We start from the raw sequence: 24,774 nt of genomic DNA, 5'->3' as shown, positions 1-24,774 counted from the left end.
GATCCGGCTGGGCGCCGCCGTTACCCGGCCGCCGGCCGCCGGGCCGCCCGTGGCCTTCGTGCCGCGGACCTGGTCACCGACGCCCACCGGGCCCGCTGCTGCTCGACCGCGGCGTCGATCGCGTCCAGAATGGACTCGACGACCAGGTCGAAGATCTGCCCGGCGGCCAAGCCGCGTTCGGCCATCGCCCGCGCCAGCGGGGCATCCCGCTCGGCGAGCGCCGCCAGCTCGCCGTCCGTGACTCGGTCCAGGGTCTCTTGCATCGAGCTGCTGATGGTGAACGCGGTCAGCGCGTCCAGCATCGGCACCACGGCGGCGACGGGCACGCCCTCGTCCAGGAGCCTGCCGGCCGGTGCACCGAGCAGGCTCGCCCCCAGGTCGTGCCGGCGCAGGCCGGCCACGACGGGTACCAGTTCGGGATGCGCCAGCAGCGCCCGGCGGAGATTACGCGCGTTTTCGGGCAACCATTCCCGCCACGTTCCCGACGGCTCGCGATTGCCATGGGCCTGCGCCAGTACGAACTCGACCGTCCCGGCCAGGATCTCTTCCTTGCCGGCGAAATGGTGATAGAGCGAGGCTCCGTTGACTCCGAGTTTGGCCGCGAGACGGCGGATACTCAACGCGTCCAGCCCGTCGCGGTCGATGATCTCCAGCGCGGCTGCCAGCGCGTTCTGCCGCGAGATCAACGGAACTTTGGGCCTCGGCACAGTTTTACTATAAACCAGCCACTGTTAGCACCCAGCGCCCGAAAATTTGCTTTGACGTTAATACAGTGCCGTTCGTTACCAATCTGGGTCACCAGAGGATTCCGGCAACAAGCCGGGAAAACTGTTCAACGACTTTCTCCAGTTGCTCGTGAGTCCCCATGAAACCCGCGTAGAGGCCCATTCCCCACATCACCGCGATGAGCATTTCCGTGACAGCCGGGACGTCGAGGTCGGCCCGGACTTCCCCGTTGTCCACCGCGGCGCCCAGCGCCTGCCGCACGAACGTCCGGACCTGGTCCACCTGTCCGCGCGTGTGTTCCTGGAGTTGCGGATGCCGGAAACCGTCCAGCACCGACGCCGCGATGAACCGGGCGAACGACCGGTCCTGCGAGTCGACCTGCACCGCCCCTTCCAGGAACCCCGACAGCCGGCCGGGAAGTGTCTCGTGCGCGACGGCGTGCTCGACCCCGCCGTTGATGACGGTGTCCCGTACGGACTCCAGCGAAGCGTGGTACAGCGAAGCCTTGTCGGGGAAATGGTGGTTGATCGCGGGACGCGTGTACCCGGCCCGCTCGGCGATCTCGGTGAACGTGGCGCGCTCGTAACCCATCTCGGCGAACACCTCACGGGCGACGCGCAGAATCTCGTCACGCGCGCGCCCGCCTCCGGAACGAGACGGCCGGCCACGTCGCCGCTTGTCCACGCGGTTCCCCTCCCCTGTCCGTCCCCCCAGGCCGGCGGCGTCAGCGTACTGCGCCGGCTGCGGCCCCCTGTCCGCCTACTTTCGGTCGGCTTGGTAACGGGATCACCCGCTAACCATTCACTGTCAGGTTTATGCGCACAAGAATGCTCGCGCACCCTCTTACCTTGGCGCTGCAAACAGGGCTATTATCCGGGCTCCATGGGCCCGGCGTCGCGCCCAAAAAAACCAAACATCGATTGGTGTCGTCTCCCCCCGACACCCCGAATCGCACGATCCGGAGCTGCTCATGCCCTCCCTGTCCCCAGGACTGGACCCGCTCGACAACGAAGTCTGTGCCGCCGGCGTGCCCTGGACCACCGGTAACGTCGCCGAAGCCTTCCCCGGCGTATCGACGGCGCTCGGCTTCACCTTCATCCATCAGCCGATGGAGCTCGCCTTCCGCAAGATGTTCCGCGGCCTCGGGGTGTTCGGCCGCGAACAGCTGACCGTGCCTGAGCACATCGAGGACCAGTTCTGGACCGCCTTCGCGGGCCGCGCGGCCGCGAACATCGAGCAGTTCCGCAAGGTCGCCGGCCTCATGCCGGGAACCTCGGCCACCGCGGTGGAAAAGCAGCTCTTCGGCTACGTCCGGGAAGGCACCGTCGACGACAACTCGATGCGCCGCTACCCGATCATCGCAGTCAAGGCACCTCGCGCGGTGTTCACGGTGTCCAAACGGCACGACCGCCTGTTCGCCCAGCTGCGGCAATGGCGGCTGGACACGCTGCCGTCGGTGCCCGATCAGGATCTGGCGGCAAACATCGCCACGCTACGGGACGCGCGTGAGCGCTTCGAGCAGATCATGATCCTGCATCTGCTGGTCACCTTCGTCACTTCCGGCGTCGCGGACCGGATCACGGCCATGGTGGGCGCGGCCGGTCTCACGGGGCTCGAAGCCCGGTTGCTCTCCGGCGTGGGGTCCGACGAAAACGAGGTAGCGCAAGACCTTTGGCTGCTCGCGCACGACAAAATCGACCTTCCGTCCTTTTTGGACCGTCACGGGTATCACGGCCCCGAAGAGGGCCAGCTCCACAGTGTGTCCTGGCGCGAAGACCCGGCGCCGGTTTTGGCCTGGCTCAAGGACTATCGCGCGATTCCGGACGGTGACCCCAGGGCCCCGCGGGCTCGCAACGAGGAGCAGGCCCGCATCCGCCAGGAAGCCGCCGATCAGCTGAAGAAAGCGGTTTCCCCGCTCAACCGGCCCCTCGTCGGCCCGATGGTCAACCTCGCGGCCCGGTTCGTCGCGTTGCGGGAACAGGGAAAGGCCGGCTACCTGCTCGCTTTCGACGTCGCGAAGGCCGCCGCCCGCCGCGCGGGCGCGCACCTGGTCGAGCGTGGCCTGCTCGACGACGCGGCCGACGTCTTCCATCTCACCTACGACGAACTGCTGTCCGACGACGGAATCGACCGGCGGGTACTGGTGAAACAACGCCGGGCCCAGTACGAGGAGCGGCTCCGTTTCCGGCTTCCCCAAGCCTGGTCCGGCGTGCCGGAGTTGATCCAAGTCACGGGTGACGCCACGGTGAGCGCACCGGTGGGCACGACGATCACGGGGGTGGCCGCCAGCGGTGGTGTCGTGGAAGGACGCGCGAGGATCGTGCGTGACCCCGCCACCGCGCGGTTCGACGAAGGCGATGTCCTCGTCTGTGAAACCACCGATCCCAGCTGGGTTTCCTTGTTCCTGGTGGCGGGAGCGGTGGTCACCGATTTCGGCGGCATGCTGAGCCACGGCCCCATCGTCGCGCGTGAGCTCGGTTTGCCGTGTGTGTGCGGCACGGAGGACGGCAGTTCGCGGCTCCAGGACGGCCAGTTGATCCGTGTCGACGGCACCCGCGGGATCGTCGAAGTCCTTGCGGGAGCGTCATGAGCAGCAACACGTCGTTCTTCATGAACGCGCAGGCACCCGGATTCGGCAGCTGCACGGCCGACGACGAACTGCTGCACCGGGACCTGAACCGCGACCTGACCGATCCGGCGCTCACCGAAACGCAGTTCCTCGGTTTCAACGTGCCCGAGGCGAATGTTCAGGCTCTCTGTTATGCCTGGGCCCATCCCAGCCTCCGGACACTCACCGGAGGCGTCTGGGCGTGGCAGGGGGTCAAGTCGACGGCGCTGGCCAGTGAACTGTTCGACATGCGGCAGTACCAGGATTTCACCCCGTTCGACGATGGTGATTTCACCGACCTGCGGATGCCCAGCGGCTACCGCGTCCGGTGCCTGCGGCCGCTGGAAAAATTCCACATCAGCTACAAAGATCCCTTACGGGACAACGCTTTCGACGTCATACTGACCGCGATCATGCCACCGGCGGTCACCGCCAGCGGCCTGCATCTGGACCAGGCGATGCGCACGGAAGGCAAACTCCTGTTGCGAGGCCACGCCTATGACGTCAACGGCTACACGGTCCGCGACCGGTCATGGGGTGAGAACCGCACGGAAGACCCGCGTGGACTGCCGCCGGTGCACTGGCTCACCGGCGTGTTCGGGGACGACTTCGCCTTCCACATGACCGGCGTGGAGCACGCAAGCGCAGGCCCGATCTGGCGCGACATCTATCCGGTCGACGACACGCTCGCCGAGACGATGAACCGTGGGTGGGTCTGGGCCGACGGCGAACTACGCGCCGTGGCAAGGGCTTCCGTCCGTACACAGTGGAATCCGGACACCAAGTACCCACTGCGACACGAGGTTCGGTTGACCGACTCGACCGGCCGGGAGTACGAGTTCACCGGAATCGTGACCGCATCGAACAACTGGAGCGCGTGGTCGAACGCGTTCTTCGGAATCAGCCTGGCGCGCTGGGAACACGAAGGCCGGACCGGTTGGGGTGACTCACAGATCGGGGCTTGGACCGATTTCGTGCACGCACTCGAAAACCCGTGAAAAGACGAGTGGCCGGGGATCCCGCGCGATCCCCGGCCACTTCCGGCTCACCGGGTACTGGCGACCATGCCCTCCATGGCGACCGCCATGACGTACTCCAGGAGCCGCACCAGAACGCGCTTACTGGAGGTGTGATCACGCACATCGCAGAACTGGATCGGCACGTGGTTTCCGACGTCCAGCGAGGCGCGCACCTCGTCCTCTTCGTAGATTTCGGCGCCGTCGAAACAGTTCACCGCGACGATGAACGGGATTTCCCGAGATTCGAAGAAGTCCACCGCCGGGAAGCAGGCCTCGAGCCTGCGGGTGTCGGCGAGCACGACCGCGCCCAGCGCACCGACGGAAAGTTCCTTCCACATGAACCAGAACCGGTCCTGACCCGGCGTGCCGAACAGGTAGAGCACGACCTCCGGGTTGATGGTGATACGACCGAAGTCCAGTGCCACCGTGGTTGTGGTCTTTCCTTCGACCCCGGCCAGGTCGTCCACGCTCGCGCTGATCGCGGACAGCCGCTCTTCGGTGCGCAACGGCGGAATCTCACTGACCGCCGAAACCAGGGTCGTCTTGCCGACCCCGAAACCGCCCGCGATGAGCAGCTTGACCGCCTGCACGCCGTGCAGCTCCGGTGAGCCTGCCACCTCAAAGTTTCCGTACGCCATCGAGCACCGCCTGCAGAAGTTTGATGTCGGGCCTGCCCGCGGTCGGGGCCGGTGACCGGAAGATGAGATGTCCCGAGTTGATCAGATCGCTGACGAGCACCTTGACCGCGACCAGCAACAGGTTCATCTTGGCCGAGATTTCGGCGATCGACAGTGGCCGGCCTTGACACATGCGCAGTATTTCTCCGTATTCGCGGTCCAGCGTGGCGACGTCCGCCGCCGGACGGACCGCCACGACCAGGGTGATGATGTCGAGATCAGTCAGGTTCTTCCCGGCGCGTCCCCTGGTCACCGCGAACGGGCGGACCAATGGTCCGGGGTCGTCGTCGTAGCCGGGGTCCGGGGCGGGGCTCATGGCACGTGCGGGACTCGCAGGTCAGCGGCCGACGAACGCGGATGGACCGCCAGGTTGTCGCCCACCTGCTTGACGATCACGTTCATTTCGTACGCCACCATGCCGAGATCGGCTTCGATGGAGGCGAGCAGCGCGAGGCAGGCACCGTCACCGGCCTCGGTCACCACGAGATAACCGTGTTCGAGTTCGACGACCGTCTGGTGCACCAGGCCCTTGTCGAACTGCGAGCTGACCCCGCGGGAAAGGCTCCGGAATGCCGACGCCATCGCGGCCAGGTGCTCCGCGTCGTCGCGGTCCACCGACGCGGAACGGCCCATCAGCAAACCATCGGCGGACAGGACGATCGCTTTTTCTGCTCCCGCAAGCCTTTTCACCAGGTCGTCGAGCAACCAGTTCAGCGTGCTCCCGGTTGTCCTGACTGCCGCGTCTTCGTTCATTGCCTGACCATTCGTGTTCATCGGGTGTGCTTTCCCGAGGAGCGTCCCTGACGCGATCCCCGTTGGAAGGAGGACATCGAGCTGCGCGCCTCGTCCGGGCTGCGCAACCGCCGCCCGCCGCCCTTCTCGGCCGCCTGGTTGTCCAGTTGGAGCTGTGGTGCGAGGTGGGCCTGGCGTTGACGGCGAGGCAGCGGCGCACGTTTACGGGAGGGCGCCGGTTTGGCTTCGACGACGGGAATCTGGTGTGGCGGCGAGGTGTCCTCGAACGGCGACCACGGCGTGCCGGTGTCCTCGGTCGGCCAATGGCGCGGCTCGTTTTGTTCTTTGACGGGCATCCTCGGGATCGGGTCGCGTGCGGGCCGGGGCAGGAAGCTCGCGCTGCTTTCCGGGTTTTCCCGCGTCGTGGTGTCCTTCTGCTCGGGCTCGGGCTCGGTGTCGATGACCGTGGTCGGGATGAGCACAACCGCTTTGATGCCACCGTAAGCGGATTCCAGCAGGCTGACGGAAATGCCGTGCCGCTGCGCGAGCTGGCCGATCACGAACAGCCCCAGATGCCGCTGTCCGCTGAGCGCCATCTCCTGGAAGTCCGGTGGGTTGCGCAGAGTCTCGTTCAGCCGTTCGCGTTCTTCGAGTACCAGGCCCAGGCCTTGGTCCTCGACCTCGACCACCACACCCTTGCCGACCAGGTTGCCGCGCACCGAAACCGGCGCGTCGGGCGGCGAAAAGTTGGTCGCGTTGTCGACGAGTTCGGCCAGCAGGTGAATGAGGTCGGCGACGACGCCGCCGAGCAGCTCCACATTGGGCAGTCGCACCGCGCTCACCCGCGCGAAATGCTCGGTCTCCGAAATCGCGCTGCGCACGATGTCTTCCAGCGGCACCGGCCGCCGCCATTTCCGCCCCGGCTGACCACCACCGAGAATCACGAGGTTCTCCGCGTTGCGTCGCGCGTGCGTGGCCAGGTGGTCGAGTTGGAAGAGCAGCTCGAGGTGTTCCGGATCGCTCTGTTTCGCTTCCGCGACATCGAGCACCTCCAATTGCCGGTGCACCACGAGCTGGCTTCGGTGCGCGATGTCCAGGAAGACCTTGTTGAACCCGCCCCGGGTCCTCGCTTCGGCGGCCGCTGCCGCGAACGCAGTGCGTTTCGCGGTTTCGAATGCGTCGGCCACCTGGCCGATTTCGTCGACACCGTGATCGCGCATGGCGATTTCCGCTTCGATGTCCACGACCTGCTCGCCGTCAGCGATCCGTTTGACCAGCACCGGCATTTTCTCGGTCGCCAGTTCGAGGGTGTCGGACCGCAATCGCTGCAACCGGCGGACGACCGCGTTCGTCATCCGGACCGCGATGATGAAGACGGCGATGGCGAGGGCGAGCACGAGGGAACCGACCACGATGGACTGCGTCAGCGTCGTGTTCGCGGCATCCACGGCCAGGTTTTCGGCGTACCGGAAATGGTCGCCCCACAGTCCGAGCAGTTCACTGGACACCTGATCTTCGGCGGCGAGCCAGTCGCCGGCCGGCATCGACAACGTGCCGCGGGCAGCCAGGTTGTCCTCGACGGACGTGGCGTTCTGCCAAGCGGGGCTGGAAACCAGCCGGTCGTAGCGAGCTCGCTCGGTGTCGGTCAGCCGCGAGGTCAGCGCGTTGAGCTGGTTGCGGTAGCCGCCGGCCAGTTGCGTGACGTTCTGCCGGTCCGGTTGACTCAACACCCCGCGTGCGGCGGCGCCCGCGGCGATGCCCGCGGCGCGCGAATGCAAGTCGGTCACCCAGAACAGGTCGGTCGCGGTGATTTCCTCCGCCGCCGTGCCCGGGTCCGGAGTCGTGCGTGCACTGCCTTCCAGACCGGTGATGACGACTCCGGCGAGTTTCGTGTAGAAACCGTCCACATCGGCCGCGTTGACCCCGCGGGTGTCGACGCCCTGCCGGATCACCGGCATTTTCGCGCCGAGCTCGGCGAAAGCCGCATTGGACTTCGACACCGCGTCCGGGTTGAGGTTCTGCACCACCGCGGCCAGTCCGGTGATCTGGCTGAGCACCAGATTGGTCTGGTTCCGTTGCGCCTGCAGGTTCGCGAGCGCCGCCTGGTCACCACCGAGCGCACGGAGGCTGACGGTCCGCTCCTGCTGCACGACAGATTCGAAACTGACCAGCGGGTCGATCGCCTGCCCGAGGTAGTCTGAGAAGTTCCGTGCCGAAACCCCTTGGGAAATCAGGTAACCGGCCACCGAAGTACCGGTGATCAGCAGCGCGGCACTCGGGATCAGCACGATCGCGAGCAGCCGGGTCCTGATACTGGGGGTGGTGCCGAGCCGTAGCAGTCTTCGCCACGTCTTCCCGGATTCCACCGCGATTGATGCGCGCAAGTTGCCACCCTGTTCTGAACCAACGGGGGCCCATAAAACCATACGTCGTTTGGTTGCGGAAGAGGGGGCATCCGCAGCAACGGCAGTGACAAAAAGCCAACTGCTGCCCCATGTTCCCGCGACCTAGGTTCGCCGCATGGTTTCTTTATCAACCATTGTTCAGCTATTGTTCGGTGCCCGAAAGGGCCGAGTCCGCTGACCACTCAGCGAGAAGACGCAGGTCTTCGCCGGCCGCCGCGGAGATCTCGGCGACAGGCACCGCGCCTTTGCGCACCTCACCGGTTTCCCCGCACACCGTGACGACTTCGCCCGCCAAACCGGCCAGGCTCCCTTCACCGCAACCGACCACACAGGGCACCCCGAGCTCGCGGCTGACCAGCGCGGCATGCGAAGTCGCGCCACCGACCTCGGTCACGATCGCCGTCGCCGCGATCATTCCGGGCAGATCGTGCGGGCTCGTGGTGGGCCGCGCGAGTACCACCGGCTCGCGCTCGGCCCGGCTTTCGGCCTCGTCAGGGTCGGTCACGACGACTCCCGAACCAGCGCCGGGACAGACCGGAAGTCCCCGGGCGAGCAGCGGCGCGGCGCGGCGAGCGACCGGATCAAGGCCTGGCCGCCGGCTCGCGCGGACCTGGTCCGGAGTCACCCTGCCGGCCGCTTCGTGGGGGCTGATCAGGCCTTCCCGTACCAGCGCGACGGCGAACCGGACCGCGGCGAGTGGCGATCGCTTCGCCGACCGGGTCTGCAACAGCCAGAGATGTCCACTTTGGACGGTGAATTCGATGTCCTGCACGTCCCGGTGTTGCTTTTCCAGGCGGCGCCCGTAATCGAGCAATTGTGCGTGGACCTGCGGTAACAGCTCGGCGAGCGCGGACAGCGGGAGCGGCGCTCTGACGCCGGAGACCACGTCCTCGCCCTGCGCGCCGGCCAGCCATTCACCGAACGGCTCCGCGGTACCGGTGGCAGGGTCGCGGGTGAAGAGCACACCGGTACCGGACTCGGCGTCGGCATTGCCGAAAACCATGGCCTGCACGGTGACGGCGGTACCCGCGGCGTCGTCCAAGCCATGCCGCCGGCGATAGGCCACGGCACGCGGTGAGAGCCATGACCGGAAGACCGCCGCGATGGCCAGGCGCAGTTGCGCCCACGGGTCGACCGGGATGTCGTCGACCTCGACGATCTCCCGAAAGCCCCGTTCGAAGCGTGCACGGATATCGTCGGCGTAGTCTGCACCGTGGCCTGCGGAAAGCGCTTTCAGCACGCCCTGGTTCACGCCGAGATTCAGGACCGTGTCCATCATGCCGGGCATGCTGGTGGCCGCGCCGCTGCGCACCGAAACCAGCAGCGGCGATTCGGACGAGCCGAACGTCCGCCCGGTGCGTCGCGCCAGAAACGCCATACCACCGGAAATCTCGTCCGCCAGGGAGTCCACTACGCGCTCGCCATGTGCCAGGAATTCCCGGCACACCTCGGTGGTCAGCACGAATGCCGGTGGGACCGGCAGCCCGGACGCGGTCATCCGCGCGATACCAGCGGCCTTTCCCCCGACCAGCGCCGGGGACGGTTCCGGGTGGCCGTCAAGGATGAGTACTCTCGGCGCCCCGGCCGGCATCGTGCTCATGGTCTTCTCCTGTCCATCGCGGTCGGATTCTCTGGTACCACAAGAAAGTTATCGAGGAGGAACCGCGGATGCCCGCAGTTGTCGGCGAGCGGATGATGCACGTGCTGCTGATCAAGCACCGCGCCACCACCACCCAGCTCGCCGAGGCACTCGACGTGCCCACGGAACGGATCTTCGCCGCACTGCGGGACGCCGAGGCACTGGGCTACATCCAGGACAGCGGCAAACCGCGGTTGGGCTGGGCGATCACGGAGGACGGCGTGCGGTACGCCCAGCGGCGGGTGGACCAGACCTCTGCGGACGGCAAGGCGGTGATTTCCACCCGGTACGAAGTGTTCCGCGAGCTCAATGGCGAGCTGAAAAAGTTGTGCACGGACTGGCAAACCCGGGACCCGGCCACGAATGGAGCAGCGGAGTTCAGCGATCGGCTGGGGCCGATCGACGACCGAATCCAGCGCATTCTGGCCGAAATCCGCCCACTCGCCGACCATTTCGCCGACTATGGTGCACGCTTCGCCCGCGCGCGGACCAAGTTCGAGTCCGGCGTCGAAGGTTATCTCACCGGAGTCCTCGTCGACTCTTACCACAACATCTGGTTCGAGTGCCACGAATGCTTCCTGATCACGCTCGGTCGGTCGCGCAGCAATGAAGAGTCGGGCAGTCCACAATAGACACTCGGTGCTGGATGGTTGATCACTTTCGCGGATTGACGCTATGGTTCCGTGCGCACCTCCACTGTCGGCAGTGCGAAACCCCGCGGCCCCAGCGATGTATTCGGGGCACCTTCGCGAAAACCACCGGGCACCGTGACGGCTGCCCCGGCGTCGGACGGAGATACCCCTGTGGCGGCACACTATTCGACACCCGCGCTGCACTGGCCCCAGCAGCCGGGCCCGGATTCGAACCTGGTGATCTCCTGTCCCTTTCCCGCCCGCGTGAACCCGAACCTGCACCGGCTCACCGTCGACACGGAACTGTGGATCCGGGAACAACGCCTGTTCTCACAGCATCCCGACGCCGATCGGCTCACCAGACGGTTTCTGAGCCACCGGTACGCCGAAGTCCACGCCCGGATGTGGCCGGACGCCGAGTACTCCGGGCTCTGGCTGGCGAACCGTCTTCTCACGCACATGTGGTGCATGGACGATTTCCTCGACGAGATCTGGGGCGCCGACCAGGATGACCGCGCGGACCACGTCAGCGGTCTCATCGGCGAGGTCCTCACCGGCACGGCCACCGCGGCGGACGTGGCCGGCGAACCGCTGGCCGCGGTACTGCGGACATTGTGGACAGAGGCGAGGGCGGTCGCGCTGGACTTCTGGATGGACCGGGCCGCCCAGACCTACCTCGCCTACTTGAAAACGACCGCCGACGACCGGGCGCACCGGTCGGCGCGTTCGGTGCCGACGACCGCGCAGTACCTGGCCTCCCGCAACGACGGCGGGGGAATGTTCTACGCCGCGGCCCTCATCGAAATGGCGAACCAGGCCTGGCTACCGGAGGAGCTGGCCACCCGGTCGGAGATCATCGACCTGTCGCTGCGGCTCAACCACTCCATCGCGTGGGCCAACGATCTGTTCGCCTATCCGCGAGAAGCCGATCACGGCAACGGTTCCAACCTGATGGTCGTGCTGACGACGCACGGCGGTCTGTCCGAGCACGAAGCCGCGGCGCGGCTCGTGGACTTGATCAACGCCGAGCTCGCGACCCTGAACTTCCTGTGCGACGCCGCGGATGCTCTGCCCGACCCGGCGAGCCGATACGCCGAAGGCGTACGCACCACCGCGTCCGGCCTTCTCGAGTGGATGGCCACCACAGCACGCTACGAACGGACGGTGCCGCAGCCATGACGCAGAAGGGCGCCTTTCCCGAAGGAAAGGCGCCCCGTGGAACAGTTTCAGCGCTCCGAGATGGCGACGTAGTCGCGTGCCTTCTCGCCGGTGTAGATCTGGCGCGGGCGGCCGATCTTGGTCTGCGGGTCCTGGATCATCTCGCGCCAGTGCGCGATCCAGCCGGGCAGCCGGCCGAGCGCGAACAGCACGGTGAAGAACTTCGTCGGGAAGCCGAGGGCCCGGTAGATCAAGCCGGTGTAGAAATCGACGTTCGGGTACAGCTTGCGCTCGATGAAGTAGTCATCGGAAAGCGCGGTCTCCTCGAGCTCCTTCGCGATGTCGAGCAGCTGGTCGCTGACCCCGATCTTGGCGAGGATCTGGTCGGCCGTGGTCTTGATGATCTTCGCGCGCGGGTCGTAGTTCTTGTAGACCCGGTGCCCGAAGCCCATCAGGCGGACACCCTTCTCCTTGTTCTTCACGCGGTTGACGAAATGCGCCACGTCACCGCCGTCGGCCTTGATGCCCTGCAGCATCTCGAGCACCGCGCTGTTCGCGCCGCCGTGCAGCGGGCCGAACAGCGCCATGATGCCGGCCGAGATGCTGGCGAACAGGTTCGCCTCCGACGAGCCGACGAGCCGCACCGTCGAGGTCGAACAGTTCTGCTCGTGGTCGGCGTGCAGGATGAACAGCAGGTCGAGCGCCTTGGCGACGTCCGGATCGATCTCGTACGGCTCGGCGGGCAGGCCGAACGTCATCCGCAGGAAGTTCTCGACCAGGCCCAGCGAGTTGTCCGGGTACAGGAACGGCTGGCCGATCGACTTCTTGTACGCGTACGCGGCCAGCGTCGGCACCTTGGCCAGCAGCCGGACGGTGGAGAGCTCGACATTGGGTTCGTCGAACGGGTTGAGCGCGTCCTGGTAGAAGGTGGACAGTGCGGACACCGCGCTGGAGAGCACCGGCATCGGGTGCGCGTCACGCGGGAAGCCGTCGAAGAACCGTTTGAGGTCCTCGTGCAGCAACGTGTGGCGGTTGATCTTCTGCGTGAAGTCCTCGAGCTGGCTCGGCGTCGGCAGCTCACCGTAAATCAGAAGATAGGAGACCTCGATGAACGTCGAGTTCTGGGCCAGCTGCTCGATCGGGTAGCCGCGGTAGCGCAGAATGCCGGCGTCACCGTCGATATACGTGATCGCGGAAGATGTGGAACCGGTGTTGACAAAACCCGGGTCGTAGGTGATGTACCCCGTCGACGCCAGCAGCTTGCCCAGTTCGATACCGGGAGCGCCCTCGACGGCGTTGACCACCTTAAATTCGTGCTCGCCGGTCGGCAGGCGCAGCGATACCGTGCTGCCGCCGGGCGCCGCAGTCGCGTCGGACATACAAGTCCCTCTCACGGTCACACGGGCCGGCGGGCGCCTGCAGATCGCACAGGCGGCCATTTGTTCGCACGTGACCGCGTCATTTCGGGTCTCGCCGCACACCGCCCCGCTGGGGTATGAATTCACCTCTCACGCTAGTCGAACAACCACGCTTCGCGCACTCATTGTGTTACCCACAGCAAACCGTTGGGATCAGTTTCACACCATTTCCGCGGCCGTCGGTGGTTCCGCTCCGCTGCGGGACACGGTGATCGCCGCCGCACGGGCCGCGTAGCCCAGCGCCGCACGCCAGCCCGCCGTGTCCAGCTCCGTGATCATGCGCACATCCCGCTGGTGCAGCCACGCGAGAAGTGCTCCTTGGACGGTGTCCCCGGCGCCGATCGTGTCGACCAGTCGTGCGGGTGCAGACGGCACGAAAACCTCCGCGGAAGTCGTGTGTACCGCGATTCCGTCGGCACCCTGAGTGAGCACGACGGCGTCCACTCCGGCATCGAGCCAGCTTTTCGCGGCCGTTGCCGGATCTGCGCCGTCGGCCAGCCACGCGGCGTCGTCATCGGACAGTTTCAGCAACCGGACGTCGGGCAGCCACGAGCGGAAGCGCGCGCGGTAGGCCGCCGGGTCGGCGATGAGGTCGGCGCGGATGTTCGGGTCGAGCGCGGTGAGCACGCCGCGGGCGGACTCGCGGCGCAGGATCGTCTCGTACGTCGTGGCGCCGGGCTCGAGGATCATGCCGAGCGTGCCAAGACACAGGGTGGTCACGTTCTCCGGCAGCGGGCCGGGGTCGGCGACCAGCCGGTCGGCGGTGCCCTCGGTGTAGAAGGTGTAGCTGGCCGAGCCGTGCGCGTCGAGCGCCACCACGGCGAGCGTGGTGGGTTCCGGGCCGGCCTGCAGGAGCGACATGTCGACATTCGACGCGGCGAGGCGTTCGCGGAGTGCGACGCCGAACCGGTCGGTCGAAACGCGCGAGAGGAACGCCGCCGGGACGCCGAGTCTGCCCGCCGCGAGCGCCACGTTGTAGGGCCCGCCGCCGAGCCTCGGCACCAGCGGCCTCAGCCCATTGTCCATTGTGGAATTGCCGGGCACCAGGTCGACCAGTGCCTCACCAGCTACGACGATCACTCTGGGAGACTACTGCGGCGCGGCCAGGCCCCCGAGGAGAAGTTCTGCCAACGCTGTGAAGGCCTCCGCGTCGGACACACCGGCCCGCGAACCCACCACACCGCTCTGGATGCTTTCCACGAGTACACCCGCCATCTCCGCGATGAGCGTCGCGTGCACGTCCCGGAACACACCGTCCTCGACACCGCGGGCGATGAACGAGCGCAGGTGCGCGGCAGCGGCCCTGCTGTTCATCTCGTACGCTGCCCGCGCGGGCGGAAAGTCGTTGATATCGCGCATGAACGCCGGGGACGCGCGGTTGAGGTACTGGGCGATCCCGGCGAGATAGGCCTCGATGATCGCGCGGGCGTCGTCGAGATCGGCGATGCGCTTTTCCATCTCCTCGGCCGCGCCGCGGAAGAAGTGCGCGACGACGCGGACCGCGAGCTGCTCCTTACTCGGCGCCAGTGCGTACAGCGTCGACTTCGAGCAGTGCATCTTCGCGGCCAGGTCGTCGAGCGTGAAGTCGATGAACCCCTCGACGAGGAACAGCTTCTCGAGCTCGGTGAGCAGCACTCGCTGCCGGGCGGTGAGCCGGCGGCCGCCCGGGGCGCGCAACGGGACGCGATCTGCCATCCTGATACCGTATGTTGTGTACTGTTGCTGATTATTACGTACCATTTAGCGTACGCTCCTGCTGGAGGCTGGGATGCCGGTCGAACGACTGTTGCCCGACCGTGAGTCGGCGGACCTTCTCGCGCTGGCGACCGAACTCGCCCGCGACGAACTGAAACCACACGCCGCGGCGTACGAGGAAACCGAGCGGTTCCCGCGCGAGCAGTTCCGCACGCTGGGCAAGTCGGGGCTGCTCGGCCTGCCGTACCCGGAGCGCTGGGGCGGCGGCGAGTTGCCCTACGAGGTGTACCTGCAGGTGCTGGAAGAGATCGCCGCCGCGTGGATGTCGGTCGGCGTCGGGTTGTCGGTGCACACGATGTCCTGCTTCGCGCTCGTCAACCACGGGACGGAAGAGCAGCGCGACCGCTGGCTCCCGGAGATGCTCGAAGGCGACCTGCTGGGCGCGTACGCCCTGTCGGAACCACACGCCGGCTCCGACGCCGGTGCGCTGTCCACCCGCGCCCGCCTCGACGGTGATCAGTATGTCGTCAACGGGACGAAGGCGTGGATCACACATGGTGGACGGGCGGATTTCTACACGACGACGGTGCGCACGGGCCCCAACGCGATGTCGTGCCTGCTCATCGACCGCGCGACACCGGGCATGGAAGCCGGTCCGCCGGAACGGAAAATGGGACTCACCGGCTCGACCACCAGCCAGCTGATCTTCTCCGACGCGCGGGTCGACGCGGATCGTCTCATCGGCGCCGAAGGTGCCGGCCTGCGCATCGCACTGTCCTCATTGGACTCTGGTCGGCTCGGGATCGCCGCCTGTGCGGTCGGTCTGGCGCAGGCGGCGCTGGACGAGGCCGTCGAGTACGCGAAAGGCCGCAGTCAGTTCGGCAAGCCGATCATCGAATTCCAGGGCCTGGAATTCCTGCTTGCCGATATGGCCGCCGCGGTGGATTCCGCTCGTGCCACCTATCTTGACGCGGCCCGCCGCCGGGACCGGGGAATGTCGTTCCGGCGGCAGGCCTCCGTCGCGAAGCTGGTCGCCACCGACGCCGCGATGAAGGTGACGACCGATGCCGTTCAGGTGCTCGGCGGGGCGGGGTACACCAGGGATTTCCCGGTCGAGCGTTATCTGCGCGAAGCGAAGGTGCCGCAGATCTTCGAAGGCACCAACCAGATCCAGCGCATGGTCATCGCACGGGAATTGAAAAACAGGTGAGTCCGCTTCACCGCCCGCTGTTCACCCGGCTCACCAGATCCTGAACCTGGCTTCGCAGCAAGGAATTCGCCGTCTCCAGCACGCGTGGCACGACCCCGCCGCCATGGCCGGCCGGGCCGGCGACCGGATACACCTTGTCCTCGTTCGGCAGCGGGACACCGGGGCAGGTCGCACTCGCCGGGCGGGAGTTCTTGGTCAGGAACGTGTTCACCATCCCGTCCACGCACGGGTTCCCGGAAATGGCGTACTGGCCGTGGAAGGGCGAGTCGTCCACCGAGATGAGCGGCACGCCGGCCGAGCGTGCCGCGGCCGACGCCTGCTCGTACCCCGTCTGCGGATCGAATTCTCCTTGCACCACAAGAACATTCGCCTTCACGGACGCGGGCAGGTTCGGCAGTTCGTGCTGCGGCGCGTCGGACCAGAATCCGCACGTTTCGCTGAGCCCGTACAGCCAGCCGAACAAGGGGTACTGCGGACCCTGCCGGTCACTGAGCGACTTGTACCAGCTCGCCGGCCGGGTCGGCTGGTCACCACACGCGACCGCGTACCGGGTGCCCGGCGCCTGCGAGTAGTCCGGTGCCGGTGTTTCTGCCGCGACCTTCGCCGCCGTCAACTGCGCCAGCGGAACACCGAACGCCGCCTGTGACTCGGCATCCAGCTTTCCCCGCAGCGCGGCCGGCACCTGCGCCGGCTGCCCGTCGAGCGCCGCGTCACCGGCCACGAGCACCAGCGCGCCCAACAGCCACCGCAGTTCACTTCCGTTGCCGACGAAGATCTGGTCGAAGGTGTCGGGCGCAATGCCGTGACTACTGTAATACCCGCGGATCCGTTCCCAGTCCGCCTTCACCGCGGCCGGGGTGGCACCGAGCTGGCCGGGAAACTGCCGCGACAGCCACGGCACGTACACGTCGTCGAACTGGCGCTGGTCGATCACCGGGAACGCCTCGAAATCGGCCTGTAACCGCCCCTGGAAGTTCACACTGGAATCGAGGACGACCTTGCCCGCGTGGCCCGGGAACAGCGACGCGTACTTCGCGCCGAGCCAGGTTCCGTAGGAATAGCCCAGATAATTCAGCTTTTCGTCCCCGAGCAGCGTCCGGATCAGGTCCATGTCGTGCGCGGTCTGCCATGTCGTGAGGTACGGCGCGATCGCGTCGCTCTGGCACGCTTCGGCGATCGCGCGCGGGGTTTTCAGGTGCTCGGCGATGCTGTGCGCCGACCGGTCCCGCGCATCCAGATCGGTCTCCTGGGGCAGGCGGCCGTTCGGTACCTGGCACTGGAAACCGTTGTCCCCGCCGGCTTGTCCCGTGCCACGCGGGTCCATGCCGACGAAGTCGTACAGCTCGCTGACCGAGGGCTGGAGCCCGGCAACCTGCCCGGCCAGCGGCGTGCCCTGCCCGCCCGGCCCGCCGGGGTTGACCAGGATCGCGCCCTCGCGCTTGCCCGTGGCGGCGACCCGGCTGATCGACACCTTGAGATCCACGCCGGCACCGGGGTTCGCCCAGTCGCGCGGCACGGTGATTTGCGCACACTCGGCGGGTTTCGCGCCCTTCGCGGGAGTGAACGCGCAACTGCCCCAGGTCACTTGCTGGCCCGTGTAACGCGCGAGCGGATCGTCGGCTGCGGAGGCGGGTGCCGCGGCGGCGACGAGTGCCACCGCGGCCGTCGCCGCGGCAACTCGGATTGTTCGCACTCCAGGTCCCTTCGTAGATGGTCCGGACCTGTCGAGTCTGTCGTGATCTTGAAGCGGGGCAATCGGCCTGGAGTACGATTTTTCGTTGCCCGATCGGCCCTTCGCCCGAGCGCAACGCTGCGAGGTGCCGCCGCGCTTGTGATGATGTTCCGCATGAGCACACCTTCACCGCCGGGACGCGGCGTGGTGGTCAGGCGGATCATTCAGTCCGCACTGGACGGATTGCTCGTCATGGTGCCGTTGGTCGTGCTCGCGGCGGCGGTGGTGATCGTGTTCCATCCGCGCGGTCTGCTCGCGCTGGTCACGTTCGTGAAGGTCGTGTTCTTCACGATGCTCGCGCTGGACTTCATCCTGGTCTGGTGGCTGGCGATCTGGTGGCCGTACCGGCACGGCGGGCAGACCCCGGGGATGCGCTGGCTGCGGCTGCGCGTGGTCACCCTCGACGGCGAGCACCCGTCGCTGGGCATGTTCGTGCTGCGTTCGGTGCTGATGGTGGTGGACGGGTTCGCGTGGGGTCTGGTCGGCGTGGTGCTGATACTGAGCACACCGCGGCGTCAGCGCCTCGGGGACATCGTCGCGCGGACACTCGTGGTGCGGGTACCGAAGTCAGCGGACGAGCCCGCTCTCCCACGCCCAGATGGCGATCTCGGTGCGGTTTCGCGCACGTAGTTTGCGTTGTGCCGCAGCGAGATGGGTCTTGACCGTCGACAGTGAGACCACAAGCGCCTCGCAGATTTCGGCGTTGGTGCGGCCACGCGCGACCGCCTTGACGACCTCGACTTCGCGCTGTGTCAACGGACTGTCCGGTTTGGACACCTTTTTCGGTGCGCTGCCAACGAAATGTTTCAGCAGGCGCGTGGTGATGGCCGGCGACACCAGCGATTCCCCTTGTGCGGCGGCATGGACCGCCTCGATGAGCAGTGTCGCGCCCGCGTCCTTGAGCAGGAACCCGCAGGCGCCCGCGCGCAGTGCGGCGTGCACGTTCTCGTCCAGCCCGAACGTCGTGACCATCACGACGTGCAGCGGGTCGGGAACGTCCGGGCCTGCCAGCAGTTTCGTGGCCTGCAAACCGTCGACACCGGGCATCCGGATGTCCATCAGTGTCACGTCGGGACGCAGCTCGCGCGCGAGGCGCACGGCCTGCTCGCCGTCCGCCGCTTCGCCGACGACCTCGATCTCCGGCTCGCCTTCCAGGATGAGCCGGAAGCCGGTCCGGACCATCGCCTGGTCGTCGGCGATCAGTACGCGCAGCGGCACCGTTTCTCTCCTCATCCCGCGCGGAGCGGCAGCCGCGCGGCGACCCGCCAGCGCCCTCCCGGCTCCGGGCCCGCGGAAACGGTACCGCCCAACGCACTGACCCGTTCGGCCATCCCGATCAAACCGAACCCGCCGGCACCGGCGGCACGCGCGGCGCCGTCGTTGTCGATCTCGATCGTCAGCTCGCCCCGGCCGTCGTGACGCACGCTCACGTGGACGCGCGTGGCGCGCGGGGCGTGCCGGCGAGCGTTGGTGAGTGACTCGGTGATGAGCCGATGGACCGTCGTGACCACCTCGGGCGCGACGGTCAGCGTGGCAAGATCGCCGGGTGCGTCGAGGGTGACGCTGCCGTCGTCGGGCACGGCGCGGTCCACAGCCGCGGTGAGCCCGGACGGTGGGCTGAACAGGTCCTCGCCCTCGGTGCGCAACGTACCGACCAGCCTGCGCATGGACGCCAGCGCCTCGGCGCCCGCCTCCTCGATCTCCGCGAACGCCGTGGTTTCACCGCCTTGACGCTCGGCGACCCGCCGGGCCGCCTGGACGCGCACCACGAGGCCGGTGATCTGGTGGGCGACCAGATCGTGCAGCTCGCGGGCGAGGTTGAGCCGTTCCGCCGTGCGCACCTCCACGATCTCCACCCGGTTGCGGGCATCGGCGTCGCGCAGGACGAGGCCGATCGCGAGCGCGACACCCCAGGCCAGCGCGGCGACTGCGGCGAACAGCGCCGGCGGCGAGCCGACGCCGTAACGCACGATCGGCGCGCTCGCCGCGGCGAGCCCGCCGAGCACAGCCTGGCCGATCGCGGGCCGTGGCCGAAGGTGATGGCAGCTCGCGCCGACGACGAGGCTGATCGCGAGTGCTTCACACCCGGTGGGCTGCGGCGGGAGACGCTGCCCCAGCGCGGCGATCGCGGCCGTGATTCCCGTGCCCAGCAAGGAAAGTCCGGACACGGCGGTCGCGACCACGGCGATGTGCTCGGGAAAACGCCGGCGCAGCACGGCAAGCACGGCGACGACAGGGCCGAGTCCTGGCGCGAACTCCAGCGCGATCGTCGCGAGCCAGCCCGTGGCCGGCCCGGAACGCAGCAGCAGGACGGTGTCGAGCGCGGCGAGCGCACCGAGCGCGATCACCTCGGCGACGAGCGGCCCGCGGCGGCCTGTCCATGGGATACGGCCGGTCATGTCCTTGATCGTGCCCGGCGCCCTGCCCGGGTGCCTCGGGTGGGAGGACGACCCGGGTCGGCCGTGGGTACGAGTTGCCCGGCGCTACCGGTGCGCGAGGCCGTCGATCATCAGGCCGAGGGTGAAGTCGAATCGGTCGTGGCCCTCGCCAGCGGTGAGTTCGACGGCGTGCCGGGTGGTGTGGGGAAAGGTCTCGGCGGGCAGCGCGGCGAACCGGCGTAGGAGTTCGTCGCGGTCGAGGACCCAGGCCACGTCGTCATGGGCCGCTCGCCGGCGCGCGATCGAGGCCTCGAGGCAATAGGCGGCCACGTACAGGATGAGCGCATCGATGGCCCAGGCGGCGGTCTGCGGCGCGATACCACCGGCGAGCAGGATCCCCAGCATTCCTTCGCTGACACGCACGATCTCGCGGTCGGTGGGGACCATGGCGAGCGCGGCCCGGGAGATTCCGGGGTATTTCAGGTACTGGTCGCGCAACTGGGTGCACACGTCGCGGATCTGCTCCCGCCACGCCGCGGGCTCGGGCTCGGGCAGTACGAGCTCCGCGCACAGCTGCCCGATGAGCAGCTCGTCGAGGTCGGCCTTGTTGACCACGTGGGCGTAGAGCGAGGCCGGTCCGGTATCGAGCTCGGCGGCCAGCCGGCGCATGGTCAAGGCCTCGTAGCCCTCCTTGGCGATCACGCCCAATGCGGTGTCGATGACCCGCGCGGGCGTGATCGGCGCCGTGCGGCGCCGCGGTTTCGGGTCGCCCTCGGGGTTCGGCGGCTGGTGGCGCGCCGCACGCCGCTCTCTCGGGTTCACCTTGTCATCATAGCTTGACACGAACACTGTTCGTAAGTAGAACGGTGTTCGTGAACGAAGACGTGGACGTGACGGTCGTCGGGGCCGGGCCGGTGGGCCTCGTACTCGCCGCGGAGCTGGCGCTCGCCGGGGCGAAGGTGCAGGTATTCGAGCGACGGGCCGAGCCGGATGCGGCGATGAAGGCGCAGTCGATCAACGTGCCGACGGCCGAGGCGCTCGACCGGCGCGGCCTACTGCCCGCCGCCGAACAGATACAGCGTGCGGTGCTCGAACGGGTCGGGTCGTTCGCCGGCGGGCGGCGCACGACCCGATTCACCGGGCATTTCGCGGGCATGAGCCTCGACCCCGATCTCGTGGACTGGTCCGATCCCGACCTCGCCACGCACGCCGCCGCCGACGGCGCGCGGATGGTGCCGCAGCCTCAGCTGGAGGCGCTGCTGGGCGAGCACGTCGCGCGGCTCGGTGTCCCGGTGCGCCGCGGTGTGGAGGTCACCGCGCTCCACGACAGCGGGGACAGTGTGCTCGTCGGCACCACCGCCGGGACGGCGCGCACCGGATGGCTTATCGGGTGCGACGGCGGACACAGCGCCGTGCGCCGCCTCACGGGCATCGACTTCCCCGGCACCGACCCGGAACTCACCGGCTACCAAGCGGTCGTCGACATCGAGGACCCGGAGAAGCTCGCCGACGGCTGGACGTGGTCGCCCCGCGGGGCCTACCGCTACGGGCCACAGCCGGGCCGGGTGGTCACCCTGGAGTTCGGCGCTCCCGCCGACCGGTCGGCGCCGGTCACCCTCGAGGAGGTCCAGACCAGTCTGCGCCGGGTCTCCGGCACCGACGTGACGCTGACCGCGCTGCGTGCCACCCCGACCCGCTGGACCGACAACACCCGCCAGGCCGCGCGCTACCGGTCGGGGCGGGTGTTCCTGGCCGGCGACGCCGCGCACGTTCACCCGCCGTTCGGCGGTCAGGGGCTCAACCTCGGCGTCGGCGATGCGATGAATCTCGGCTGGAAGCTCGGGGCCGTGATCGCCGGGTGGGCCGCCGATGGACTGCTCGACACCTACGACACCGAGCGTCGTCCCGTCGGCGCCTGGGTCATGGACTGGACGCGGGCGCAGATCGGGGTGCTACGCGGGGACGCCAAATCGGCCGCGCTCCGGGCCATCGTCGCCGATCTGCTGAACACCCGGGATGGCACGACGTACGCGGTCAAGAAGATCGCCGGTGTCACGCAACGTGTCGACCTGCCCGGTGGCCATCCGCTGGTCGGGCTGTTCGCCCCGGACCTGTGGCTGGCCAACGGCTCGCGGTTGGCCGACCACGGTCACGGCGGCGGGTTCCTGCTGCTCGACCGCACACCGGACGGCGCGTTCACGCGCCTCGCCACGGGCTGGGCCGGGCGAGTGAGCAGCGTGACCGACGCCCCTGCGACGCCGACCGGGGTGCTGGTACGCCCGGACGGCGTGGTCGCGTGGGCGACAGACGCGACGGACATCGCCGGTCTGAAAGCGACCCTGCACCGATGGGCCGGCGCGCCGTCACCGTCGCCCGAGCACGAGCCGGTGAGCTGAACCGGCTCACTCGCGGTATCGACGCTCCGCGACCACGCCTTCACACTTGGCCTCGTCGAAGTAATAGACCTCCTGGCCGCGCACGAAAACACGCAGGGCGCGGTTCATCACGTCCAGCGGATCTCCGGACCAGATCACGACATCCGCGTCCAGACCCGGTTTCAGCGCACCGACCCGGTCCTGCAAATTGAGCATGCTCGCCGGGTTCACGGTCAGCGCGCGCAGCGCCGCGTCGGGTTCCAGGCCGTCCTTGACGGCCAGAGCCGCTTGGTAGACAAGGAAGTTGACCGGCACGACGGGATGATCGGTGGTGATCGCGATGCGCACACCCGCCCTGGCCAGGATGCCGGCCGAGCGCAGTGTGCGGTTGCGCAGTTCGACCTTCGACCTGGTGGTGAACAGCGGACCGAGGATCACCGGAATTTCCTTGTCCGCCAGCACATCCGCGATGAGATGACCCTCGGTACCGTGGTTGACCACCAGCTTGTAGCCGAACTCCTCGGCGAGCCGGATCGCGGTCACGATGTCGTCCGCGCGGTGGGTGTGCTGGTCCCAGTAGAGCTGCCCGTCGAGTACTTCGGCGAGCGTCTCCAATGTCAGGTCCGTGTCGAACGGTTTACCTTCGGCCAGCGCGTGATCACGCCGGGCCGCGTAATTGCGGGCGTCCGTGAACGCCTCGCGAATCAGCGCGGCGGTGCCGAGTCTCGTTGACGGGGTTTGCTTTTTCTCGCCGTAGATGCGCTTGGGGTTCTCGCCGAGCGCGCTTTTCACGCTGACCTGTTCGGCGAACACCATGTCCAACGTGGTGCGGCCCCAGGTTTTCACGCCGATGGTCCGCCCGCCGATCGGGTTGCCGGAGCCCGGTTTGACGACGACGCTGGTCACCCCGCCGGAGAGCGCGTCGTCGAACCCGACATCGAACGGGTCGATCCCGTCGAGGGCGCGGAAGCGGGCGCCGTTCGGGTCGGTCATCTCGTTCGTGTCGTTACCCGACCAGCCTTCGCCTTCCTCGTGCACGCCGAGGTGGACGTGCGCGTCGACGAAGCCGGGGAGGACCCAGGAGCCTGTCGCATCGATCAGCTCGGCGTCCTCGGGAATGTCGACGTCGGCATCCGTGCCGACCGCGATGATCTTGCCGTCCTCGATGAGGACCGTGCCGCCGTCGATCGGCTCGCCGTCGACCGGCACAACGTACCCGCTCACAATCGCGCTCACCATGCCTCGACACGCTAACGAACGGCTCATAGGTGGACTCGAATGCCCCAGCTACCGGACCATGAGGTGCCGGGCTCGAGTGCGATCAGGTCGGTGCCGGAGTTCAGCGCGTCGGCGGGACAGGTCATCGGCTCGATCGCGATCGCCCGGCCACGGCCGACGAGGTCCTGCGGCGTGAAAACCTGAACCCACTTGAAATCCGGGCCGGTCCACACATCGACACTCTGGCCTCCGTGGGAGAGCACATGGTGGTGCAGACCATCGTCGGACAGGGTCAGCCCACCGAACGCGGTGTCAAGATCCACTTGCCCGACGAGCGTGCCGGCGCGAAAGTCGTACTCCGTGCCGGCGACGTCTTGTTCGGGCCGGTAAGGCATTTGTTCGTCAGGGTCTTGCGCTCGGACCCGGGTCGCCGGCAACGTAAGGGTCAGGTCGTCGGTCGGCACGTCGCCGATGCGGAAGTACGGGTGCGTGCCGACGCCCACCCCGATCGCCGACTCGCCCTCGTTGCGGATTTCATGCGTCACAGTCAACTCACGCGGCGCGAGCACGTAGGTGATGCGCGCGTGCAACGGCACCGGCCACCCTTGCCGGGCCGGGATTTCGATCTCGAACGTGATGGACGATTCGGCATGCTCGACGAGTGTCCACTCGCGATGGCGGGTCAGCCCATGGATCGCGTTGCCCCTGGCCGGCTCGGTAACCTCGAGTTGTTGCTTGCGGCCTTGGTAAACCCACTGCGCACCCTTGGTCCGGTTGGGCCACGGCAACAACACCTGCCCCGCCCCCTTGGGCGGCTTGGCATCGGCGTCGAAGGTCTCGAGGTAGGGAACACCATTGATCGAGAAGGCCCGCAACCCGGCGCCGACTTCAGTGACCACCGCCCGAGCTGAACCACGGACGATCTCGAACTGCTGCCCCGTAGGATTGGCCATAGTGGGAAACAGTAGCCGGTAGGCCGGTCGATGTCCGGGGCACACACATGTGGCCGCCCTCCCGCACGCCCCGAAAACCGCCGCCATGCAAGAAAAGCCGGCCATGGGACCCACCGCCCACTCCCACCCCCGGACCAACACGAAGCCTCCTTAGCGGTCCGCACGCCGGGTCAAGGGTGGACGAAGTCCATCGCGAAGC

At 67.5% G+C, this 24,774-nt stretch carries 23 protein-coding genes; 7 read left to right on the top strand and 16 right to left on the bottom strand.

Features of this window, described 5'->3' with window-relative positions; genetic code table 11:
* Positions 1–20: 20 nt before the first annotated feature.
* Together GKO32_RS23675 and GKO32_RS23670 are read right to left on the bottom strand one after the other, a co-directional pair.
* Positions 21–707 carry a TetR family transcriptional regulator gene (locus tag GKO32_RS23675; protein WP_312868440.1) on the bottom strand — a complete coding sequence of 229 codons (687 nt, stop codon included), beginning with the start codon at positions 705–707 and terminating at the stop codon, positions 21–23.
* A gap of 88 nt (positions 708–795) precedes the next feature.
* On the bottom strand, positions 796–1,410 hold the full coding sequence (locus GKO32_RS23670) for a TetR/AcrR family transcriptional regulator (protein ID WP_312868439.1): 615 nt from the start codon (positions 1,408–1,410) through the stop codon (positions 796–798).
* A 286-nt stretch (positions 1,411–1,696) separates the two neighbouring features.
* On the opposite strand from GKO32_RS23670, the gene GKO32_RS23665 reads away from it, so the two are divergent.
* The gene (locus GKO32_RS23665) at positions 1,697–3,316 is read left to right on the top strand and encodes a PEP-utilizing enzyme (protein ID WP_154759088.1); all 1,620 of its coding nucleotides are present in this window, start codon (positions 1,697–1,699) and stop codon (positions 3,314–3,316) included.
* Positions 3,313–4,332 carry a DUF7064 domain-containing protein gene (locus GKO32_RS23660; protein ID WP_154759087.1) on the top strand — a complete coding sequence of 340 codons (1,020 nt, stop codon included), beginning with the start codon at positions 3,313–3,315 and terminating at the stop codon, positions 4,330–4,332. The genes GKO32_RS23665 and GKO32_RS23660 overlap by 4 nt, the downstream gene beginning before the upstream one ends.
* A gap of 47 nt (positions 4,333–4,379) precedes the next feature.
* Here the strand turns inward: GKO32_RS23660 and GKO32_RS23655 are convergent, their stop codons facing one another.
* From GKO32_RS23655 to GKO32_RS23635, 5 genes are all read right to left on the bottom strand, one after another.
* The gene (locus GKO32_RS23655; protein WP_312868438.1) at positions 4,380–4,970 is read right to left on the bottom strand and encodes a GTP-binding protein; all 591 of its coding nucleotides are present in this window, start codon (positions 4,968–4,970) and stop codon (positions 4,380–4,382) included.
* 1 nt (position 4,971) lies between these two features.
* Entirely contained in the window at positions 4,972–5,346 is a 375-nt protein-coding gene (locus GKO32_RS23650) for a DUF742 domain-containing protein (RefSeq protein ID WP_154759085.1), read from the bottom strand.
* A complete protein-coding gene (locus GKO32_RS23645; protein ID WP_154759084.1) occupies positions 5,343–5,783 on the bottom strand; it encodes a roadblock/LC7 domain-containing protein in 441 nt (146 codons plus the stop codon). The genes GKO32_RS23650 and GKO32_RS23645 overlap by 4 nt, the downstream gene beginning before the upstream one ends.
* Positions 5,784–5,800: 17 nt before the next feature.
* Entirely contained in the window at positions 5,801–8,146 is a 2,346-nt protein-coding gene (locus GKO32_RS23640) for a sensor histidine kinase (protein ID WP_166459703.1), read from the bottom strand.
* Positions 8,147–8,309: 163 nt separating this feature from the next.
* A complete protein-coding gene (locus GKO32_RS23635; protein WP_154759082.1) occupies positions 8,310–9,767 on the bottom strand; it encodes a pyruvate, phosphate dikinase in 1,458 nt (485 codons plus the stop codon).
* A 68-nt stretch (positions 9,768–9,835) separates the two neighbouring features.
* Between GKO32_RS23635 and GKO32_RS23630 the strand changes: the two genes are divergently transcribed.
* The gene (locus tag GKO32_RS23630; RefSeq protein WP_154759081.1) at positions 9,836–10,438 is read left to right on the top strand and encodes a hypothetical protein; all 603 of its coding nucleotides are present in this window, start codon (positions 9,836–9,838) and stop codon (positions 10,436–10,438) included.
* Between the two features lie 171 nt (positions 10,439–10,609).
* Positions 10,610–11,617: a terpene synthase family protein gene (locus GKO32_RS23625; RefSeq protein ID WP_154759080.1), complete on the top strand. Its 1,008-nt coding sequence runs from the start codon at positions 10,610–10,612 to the stop codon at positions 11,615–11,617.
* Between the two features lie 47 nt (positions 11,618–11,664).
* On the opposite strand, the gene GKO32_RS23620 is transcribed toward GKO32_RS23625, so the two are convergent.
* From GKO32_RS23620 to GKO32_RS23610, 3 genes are all read right to left on the bottom strand, one after another.
* Positions 11,665–12,975: a citrate synthase gene (locus GKO32_RS23620; RefSeq protein WP_154759079.1), complete on the bottom strand. Its 1,311-nt coding sequence runs from the start codon at positions 12,973–12,975 to the stop codon at positions 11,665–11,667.
* 198 nt (positions 12,976–13,173) lie between these two features.
* A complete protein-coding gene (locus tag GKO32_RS23615; protein ID WP_312868437.1) occupies positions 13,174–14,094 on the bottom strand; it encodes a carbohydrate kinase family protein in 921 nt (306 codons plus the stop codon).
* A 9-nt stretch (positions 14,095–14,103) separates the two neighbouring features.
* A complete protein-coding gene (locus tag GKO32_RS23610; RefSeq protein WP_154759078.1) occupies positions 14,104–14,709 on the bottom strand; it encodes a TetR/AcrR family transcriptional regulator in 606 nt (201 codons plus the stop codon).
* Between the two features lie 73 nt (positions 14,710–14,782).
* On the opposite strand from GKO32_RS23610, the gene GKO32_RS23605 reads away from it, so the two are divergent.
* Positions 14,783–15,919: an acyl-CoA dehydrogenase family protein gene (locus GKO32_RS23605; RefSeq protein ID WP_154759077.1), complete on the top strand. Its 1,137-nt coding sequence runs from the start codon at positions 14,783–14,785 to the stop codon at positions 15,917–15,919.
* A gap of 7 nt (positions 15,920–15,926) precedes the next feature.
* On the opposite strand, the gene GKO32_RS23600 is transcribed toward GKO32_RS23605, so the two are convergent.
* The gene (locus tag GKO32_RS23600) at positions 15,927–17,612 is read right to left on the bottom strand and encodes an alpha/beta hydrolase (RefSeq protein ID WP_312868436.1); all 1,686 of its coding nucleotides are present in this window, start codon (positions 17,610–17,612) and stop codon (positions 15,927–15,929) included.
* Positions 17,613–17,765: 153 nt separating this feature from the next.
* On the opposite strand from GKO32_RS23600, the gene GKO32_RS23595 reads away from it, so the two are divergent.
* Positions 17,766–18,281 carry an RDD family protein gene (locus GKO32_RS23595; protein WP_166459702.1) on the top strand — a complete coding sequence of 172 codons (516 nt, stop codon included), beginning with the start codon at positions 17,766–17,768 and terminating at the stop codon, positions 18,279–18,281.
* On the opposite strand, the gene GKO32_RS23590 is transcribed toward GKO32_RS23595, so the two are convergent.
* The 3 genes from GKO32_RS23590 to GKO32_RS23580 all read right to left on the bottom strand — a co-directional run bounded on the left by GKO32_RS23590 (position 18,219) and on the right by GKO32_RS23580 (position 20,851).
* On the bottom strand, positions 18,219–18,884 hold the full coding sequence (locus tag GKO32_RS23590) for a response regulator (protein ID WP_154759075.1): 666 nt from the start codon (positions 18,882–18,884) through the stop codon (positions 18,219–18,221). The two genes, GKO32_RS23595 and GKO32_RS23590, sit on opposite strands and share 63 nt — an antisense overlap.
* Complete coding sequence (locus tag GKO32_RS23585; RefSeq protein ID WP_154759074.1) at positions 18,881–20,050, bottom strand: sensor histidine kinase; 1,170 nt, start codon at positions 20,048–20,050, stop codon at positions 18,881–18,883. Before GKO32_RS23585 ends, GKO32_RS23590 begins: the two co-directional genes overlap by 4 nt.
* An 84-nt stretch (positions 20,051–20,134) precedes the next feature.
* Positions 20,135–20,851 carry a TetR/AcrR family transcriptional regulator gene (locus tag GKO32_RS23580; RefSeq protein ID WP_312868435.1) on the bottom strand — a complete coding sequence of 239 codons (717 nt, stop codon included), beginning with the start codon at positions 20,849–20,851 and terminating at the stop codon, positions 20,135–20,137.
* A gap of 50 nt (positions 20,852–20,901) precedes the next feature.
* Here GKO32_RS23580 and GKO32_RS23575 point away from each other — a divergent pair, with 50 nt between their 5' ends.
* Entirely contained in the window at positions 20,902–22,425 is a 1,524-nt protein-coding gene (locus GKO32_RS23575; protein ID WP_312868434.1) for an FAD-dependent monooxygenase, read from the top strand.
* A gap of 6 nt (positions 22,426–22,431) precedes the next feature.
* Here the strand turns inward: GKO32_RS23575 and GKO32_RS23570 are convergent, their stop codons facing one another.
* Both GKO32_RS23570 and GKO32_RS23565 read right to left on the bottom strand, forming a co-directional pair.
* Entirely contained in the window at positions 22,432–23,643 is a 1,212-nt protein-coding gene (locus GKO32_RS23570) for an amidohydrolase (protein ID WP_154759073.1), read from the bottom strand.
* Between the two features lie 23 nt (positions 23,644–23,666).
* The gene (locus GKO32_RS23565; RefSeq protein ID WP_154759072.1) at positions 23,667–24,575 is read right to left on the bottom strand and encodes an aldose 1-epimerase family protein; all 909 of its coding nucleotides are present in this window, start codon (positions 24,573–24,575) and stop codon (positions 23,667–23,669) included.
* Between the last annotated feature and the right edge of the window lie 199 nt (positions 24,576–24,774).

It is taken from the genome of Amycolatopsis pithecellobii (assembly GCF_009707865.1).
Taxonomy (GTDB): domain Bacteria; phylum Actinomycetota; class Actinomycetes; order Mycobacteriales; family Pseudonocardiaceae; genus Amycolatopsis_E; species Amycolatopsis_E pithecellobii.
The sequence above is the reverse complement of the archived record's forward strand: the minus strand, read 5'-3'. Positions and strand labels throughout refer to the sequence as shown.

What these genes read in the sequence shown, in the direction of transcription:
- GKO32_RS23665 (WP_154759088.1), top strand. Translation starts at nt 1,697, where the DNA reads ATGCCCTCCCTGTCCCCAGGACTGGACCCGCTCGACAACGAAGTCTGT.
- GKO32_RS23660 (WP_154759087.1), top strand. Translation starts at nt 3,313, where the DNA reads ATGAGCAGCAACACGTCGTTCTTCATGAACGCGCAGGCACCCGGATTC.
- GKO32_RS23650 (WP_154759085.1), bottom strand. Translation starts at nt 5,346, where the DNA reads ATGAGCCCCGCCCCGGACCCCGGCTACGACGACGACCCCGGACCATTG.
- GKO32_RS23645 (WP_154759084.1), bottom strand. Translation starts at nt 5,783, where the DNA reads ATGAACGAAGACGCGGCAGTCAGGACAACCGGGAGCACGCTGAACTGG.
- GKO32_RS23635 (WP_154759082.1), bottom strand. Translation starts at nt 9,767, where the DNA reads ATGAGCACGATGCCGGCCGGGGCGCCGAGAGTACTCATCCTTGACGGC.
- GKO32_RS23630 (WP_154759081.1), top strand. Translation starts at nt 9,836, where the DNA reads ATGCCCGCAGTTGTCGGCGAGCGGATGATGCACGTGCTGCTGATCAAG.
- GKO32_RS23620 (WP_154759079.1), bottom strand. Translation starts at nt 12,975, where the DNA reads ATGTCCGACGCGACTGCGGCGCCCGGCGGCAGCACGGTATCGCTGCGC.
- GKO32_RS23610 (WP_154759078.1), bottom strand. Translation starts at nt 14,709, where the DNA reads ATGGCAGATCGCGTCCCGTTGCGCGCCCCGGGCGGCCGCCGGCTCACC.
- GKO32_RS23605 (WP_154759077.1), top strand. Translation starts at nt 14,783, where the DNA reads ATGCCGGTCGAACGACTGTTGCCCGACCGTGAGTCGGCGGACCTTCTC.
- GKO32_RS23595 (WP_166459702.1), top strand. Translation starts at nt 17,766, where the DNA reads ATGAGCACACCTTCACCGCCGGGACGCGGCGTGGTGGTCAGGCGGATC.
- GKO32_RS23590 (WP_154759075.1), bottom strand. Translation starts at nt 18,884, where the DNA reads ATGAGGAGAGAAACGGTGCCGCTGCGCGTACTGATCGCCGACGACCAG.
- GKO32_RS23585 (WP_154759074.1), bottom strand. Translation starts at nt 20,050, where the DNA reads ATGACCGGCCGTATCCCATGGACAGGCCGCCGCGGGCCGCTCGTCGCC.
- GKO32_RS23570 (WP_154759073.1), bottom strand. Translation starts at nt 23,643, where the DNA reads ATGGTGAGCGCGATTGTGAGCGGGTACGTTGTGCCGGTCGACGGCGAG.
- GKO32_RS23565 (WP_154759072.1), bottom strand. Translation starts at nt 24,575, where the DNA reads ATGGCCAATCCTACGGGGCAGCAGTTCGAGATCGTCCGTGGTTCAGCT.